Origin of the sequence: Flavobacterium sp. (assembly GCF_046155325.1) — a bacterium.
Lineage (GTDB): Bacteria > Bacteroidota > Bacteroidia > Flavobacteriales > Flavobacteriaceae > Flavobacterium.
The window spans coordinates 1-3302 of record NZ_JBJXDQ010000136.1; the positions used below are offsets into that span (position 1 = coordinate 1).

The following is a 3302-nucleotide window of genomic DNA, read 5'->3' on the forward strand; positions in this document are numbered from 1 at the left end:
TAACAGGGGTTTTGCAAAAAAGCGGGTTCAGTACTAAATTTGAACATTCGGAATTCTAATAGACATTTGTGCTAAACCGAACATTTGTGCTTCTAAATCCGCTTCTTCGCAAAGCCCCAAAACGTTAGTGGCAAGGCTAGGAGACACCCAACTCATCGACAAGACTACTTGTAATTTGAGAAATCATACCGACCTTATCTCGTTTGACACTTTTGACAAACTTCATATCGACAGCCGAATCTTTATCATATTTGGCAGACCACATAATGACTTCGACTAATAAAGGAACTAAATCAATTCCTTTTCGAGTAAGACGATATATTATCTTTTGCTTATGACTTGGGTCGCTTGACTTGCTAATTATTCCGTTACTTTCAAGTAAAGACAATCTATCAGAAAGAATATTTGTTGCAATGCCTTCTTCCGACAACAGGAATTCACCATAAAAGTGCTTGCCTTTAAACATTAAATCTCTAACAATTAAGAAAGTCCATTTATCTCCAAATATTTCTAATGCAAAATTTATCGGACAATCCGACTTTCTTTTAATCGCTTTCATAACGCAAAAATACAAAAAAACAAAACCACTTGCAAATTTAAAGTAGTTTTGTATATTTGCAGTTCACAATTTAAAAAAAATTAAAAATGACAAATTCAATTAATTGGTTCGAAATCCCAGTATCAGATTTCGCAAGAGCAAAAAAATTTTACGAGACAATTATGGATGCTGAAATGCAGCCAATGGAAATGGGAGGAATGAAATCAGCTTTCTTTCCTTTTGATATGCAAGGTGGCGGTATAGGCGGTTGCATCACAAAAGCCGAAGGATATGAACCTACTTCAAAAGGTGCATTAATTTATCTTAATGGTGGAGATGATTTAGCCACACCTCTTTCTAAAATAGAAAAAGCAGGTGGAAAAATTGTAATGCCAAAAACGGCTATTGGTGCAAATGGTTTTATGGCTCATTTTACCGACACCGAAGGCAATAAGGTTGCGTTACACTCAAGAAAATAAACAATGGGTAAATTAGTAAATGATATAACCATAAACGCTTCCATCGACAAAATTTGGAGCATACTCACAGATTTGGAACTTTTGGACAAAACCGACCCAACCGTTAAAAAAGCAACGTTAATTTCTGAAAACAAAACAGGGCTTGAAGCAAAAAGAAAAGTGCTTATGCAAGACGGCAAAAATTGGTTTGACGAAAAGATTATTGCTTTTATACCAAATGAAGAGTTAGTTTATCAACTTACTGACTGTTCATTTCCAATTAAAGGTTTGAAACATACTTATAGTTTTCAAAAAATTGGAGACCAAACCAAAGTACAACAAGTAATGGAATACACTGTAAAGTTTGGTATTCTTGGAGTGCTTATGGACAAAATGATGATCGGCAAACAGTTCAATTCAGGTATCAATAAATTTTTGACAGGACTAAAAACCTACGCAGAAAAATAAAATGGCATACGATGAACAATTAGCAAATCGAGTAAGAGAAAAATTTGTCGAGCTACCCAACGTTACTGAAAAAGAAATGATGGGTGGCTTGACATTTATGTACAATGATAAAATGTGCGTTGGCATAATTAAAGACGAATTAATGTGCCGAATTGACCCTGAATTGCACAACACAGTCATTGAAAAAAATGGTTGTAGAACAATGGACTTTACAAAACGTCCAATGAAAGGCTATATAATGATTGACGACAACGGTATGAAATCCAAAAAGGACTTTGACTATTGGATTAATCTTGCGTTAGACTTTAATAAAAAAGCAAAGTCTTCTAAACGACCAAAGAAAAAGCCCAGCCACTAACAGCAGTTTGCAGAAATGGCGGGTTTAGTGCTTTTTTAGAAAATTTCGTGCTTGTTGAAAGTTCAGGAATTTTTAGTAACTTTAGTGCTGGAAGTCCGCCACTTCTGCAAGCTGCAAAACGTTATAGGCAACCCTTAGCGACCGTGCAAACCCAAGCGGACTGACTTTATAAAATTTAACTTTAACAAATGGCAAACAATACATCACAACATATACTAAACACTTCTGCAAACCTTTTAGGATTTTGTCTTTTCGTAATTACTTCTTTGCACATTGCCAGCCAGACAGAAACACACATCATTGACGAGTTGACTTCCTGTATTTCGGTATTGCTGACTTTTTCGTGTATTTTTTCATTTGTTTCTATCAGAACATCAAACCAGAAAAAGGAAAAACGACTTGAAACAATTGCCGACTATTTGTTTGTTATTTCACTTGTTGGTATTCTAATCATCATTTTGCTCATCGCATTTAACTTTATTAAATAAACCAATTATGGACATAACAAATCTTCTTAAATCTGAAGACGAACAACTCTCCAAACTTCAACAAATAGTTCGACAAGCAATTGCCGAAGAAAAACTTATAGTTGAAAATCTATTGCATCAACCAAAAGAAGTCCTAACCAAAGGACAAAGTATTTCGGACAAGGTCGCCAGTTTTGGGGGCAGTTGGAAGTTTATCATTTCCTTTTCAATTATTCTTTCAGTTTGGATTTTGTTTAACACTCTTTCGCCCCGCAGAGACGAATTTGACCCCTATCCATTTATCCTAATGAATTTAGTGTTGTCAGCAATTGCTGCATTACAAGCTCCGATCATTATGATGAGCCAAAATCGGAAAGAAGAAAAAGACAGAAAGAGAAGTGAGAACGATTACCTGATAAATCTCAAAGCAGAATTAGAAGTAAGAAGTTTGCATCAGAAAGTTGACTTGCTTTTAGAAGAACAGATAAAAGTTTTGTTTGACAGTCAGGCAGCACAATTGGAAATACTAAAGAACATTGAGATAAAAATAAATGCAAGTAAATGACCTTCAAAATAAACACATTAGACCATCGTGACGAAAATAGGGCAGCCTATAACACGGGTTTGGCAAAAGTGGCGGTTCAGTGCTCCGCAGACACATTTGTGGTTAATCAAAGTTTGGTTCTTCGCATCAACATTTGTAGTGAAAATCGCCACCTTCGCCAAGCCCGAAACCGTTATGGGAAAGATTTGACGAGACGCCACTAAAGCAAAACTCGACACATGAGAAAAACAATCATCAAATTAATTTTAAACTTTACAAAAGTTAGCAAGAGCATTTAATAAATTGCCATTCTATCAATCTATGCTTCATCATTCGTTTCTGAATCTACTCCCGATGAGTTATCGCTATTAATTAATTCGAATGCTCGCTCAGCATCTAAAATATTTACCTGCAGCTTTATTCCACCAACGGTATTGGAAAAAAAAGGCATGATTGCAACTAAGTGATC

General features: G+C 35.4%; 6 protein-coding genes. 5 read left to right on the forward strand and 1 reads right to left on the reverse strand.

Annotation, left to right across the window (positions count from 1 at the left end; all coding sequences use genetic code 11):
* Nucleotides 1–136: 136 nt before the first annotated feature.
* Nucleotides 137–559 carry a winged helix-turn-helix transcriptional regulator gene (locus ACKVOD_RS09560; RefSeq protein ID WP_409209245.1) on the reverse strand — a complete coding sequence of 141 codons (423 nt, stop codon included), beginning with the start codon at nucleotides 557–559 and terminating at the stop codon, nucleotides 137–139.
* Between the two features lie 86 nt (nucleotides 560–645).
* On the opposite strand from ACKVOD_RS09560, the gene ACKVOD_RS09565 reads away from it, so the two are divergent.
* From ACKVOD_RS09565 to ACKVOD_RS09585, 5 genes are all read left to right on the forward strand, one after another.
* Complete coding sequence (locus tag ACKVOD_RS09565; protein ID WP_409209246.1) at nucleotides 646–1017, forward strand: VOC family protein; 372 nt, start codon at nucleotides 646–648, stop codon at nucleotides 1015–1017.
* Between the two features lie 3 nt (nucleotides 1018–1020).
* Nucleotides 1021–1464 carry an SRPBCC family protein gene (locus ACKVOD_RS09570; protein ID WP_409209247.1) on the forward strand — a complete coding sequence of 148 codons (444 nt, stop codon included), beginning with the start codon at nucleotides 1021–1023 and terminating at the stop codon, nucleotides 1462–1464.
* A gap of 1 nt (nucleotide 1465) precedes the next feature.
* Entirely contained in the window at nucleotides 1466–1822 is a 357-nt protein-coding gene (locus tag ACKVOD_RS09575) for a TfoX/Sxy family protein (protein WP_409209248.1), read from the forward strand.
* 188 nt (nucleotides 1823–2010) lie between these two features.
* Nucleotides 2011–2310: a hypothetical protein gene (locus ACKVOD_RS09580; protein WP_409209249.1), complete on the forward strand. Its 300-nt coding sequence runs from the start codon at nucleotides 2011–2013 to the stop codon at nucleotides 2308–2310.
* A 7-nt stretch (nucleotides 2311–2317) separates the two neighbouring features.
* Nucleotides 2318–2854 (forward strand): DUF1003 domain-containing protein, encoded by a 537-nt coding sequence (locus tag ACKVOD_RS09585; RefSeq protein ID WP_409209250.1) that lies wholly within the window; start codon nucleotides 2318–2320, stop codon nucleotides 2852–2854.
* Nucleotides 2855–3302: the final 448 nt, after the last annotated feature.

Coding starts and splice junctions, on each gene's coding strand:
- ACKVOD_RS09565 (WP_409209246.1), top strand. CDS start 646: ATGACAAATTCAATTAATTGGTTCGAAATCCCAGTATCAGATTTCGCA.
- ACKVOD_RS09570 (WP_409209247.1), top strand. CDS start 1,021: ATGGGTAAATTAGTAAATGATATAACCATAAACGCTTCCATCGACAAA.
- ACKVOD_RS09580 (WP_409209249.1), top strand. CDS start 2,011: ATGGCAAACAATACATCACAACATATACTAAACACTTCTGCAAACCTT.
- ACKVOD_RS09585 (WP_409209250.1), top strand. CDS start 2,318: ATGGACATAACAAATCTTCTTAAATCTGAAGACGAACAACTCTCCAAA.
- ACKVOD_RS09560 (WP_409209245.1), bottom strand. CDS start 559: ATGAAAGCGATTAAAAGAAAGTCGGATTGTCCGATAAATTTTGCATTA.
- ACKVOD_RS09575 (WP_409209248.1), top strand. CDS start 1,466: ATGGCATACGATGAACAATTAGCAAATCGAGTAAGAGAAAAATTTGTC.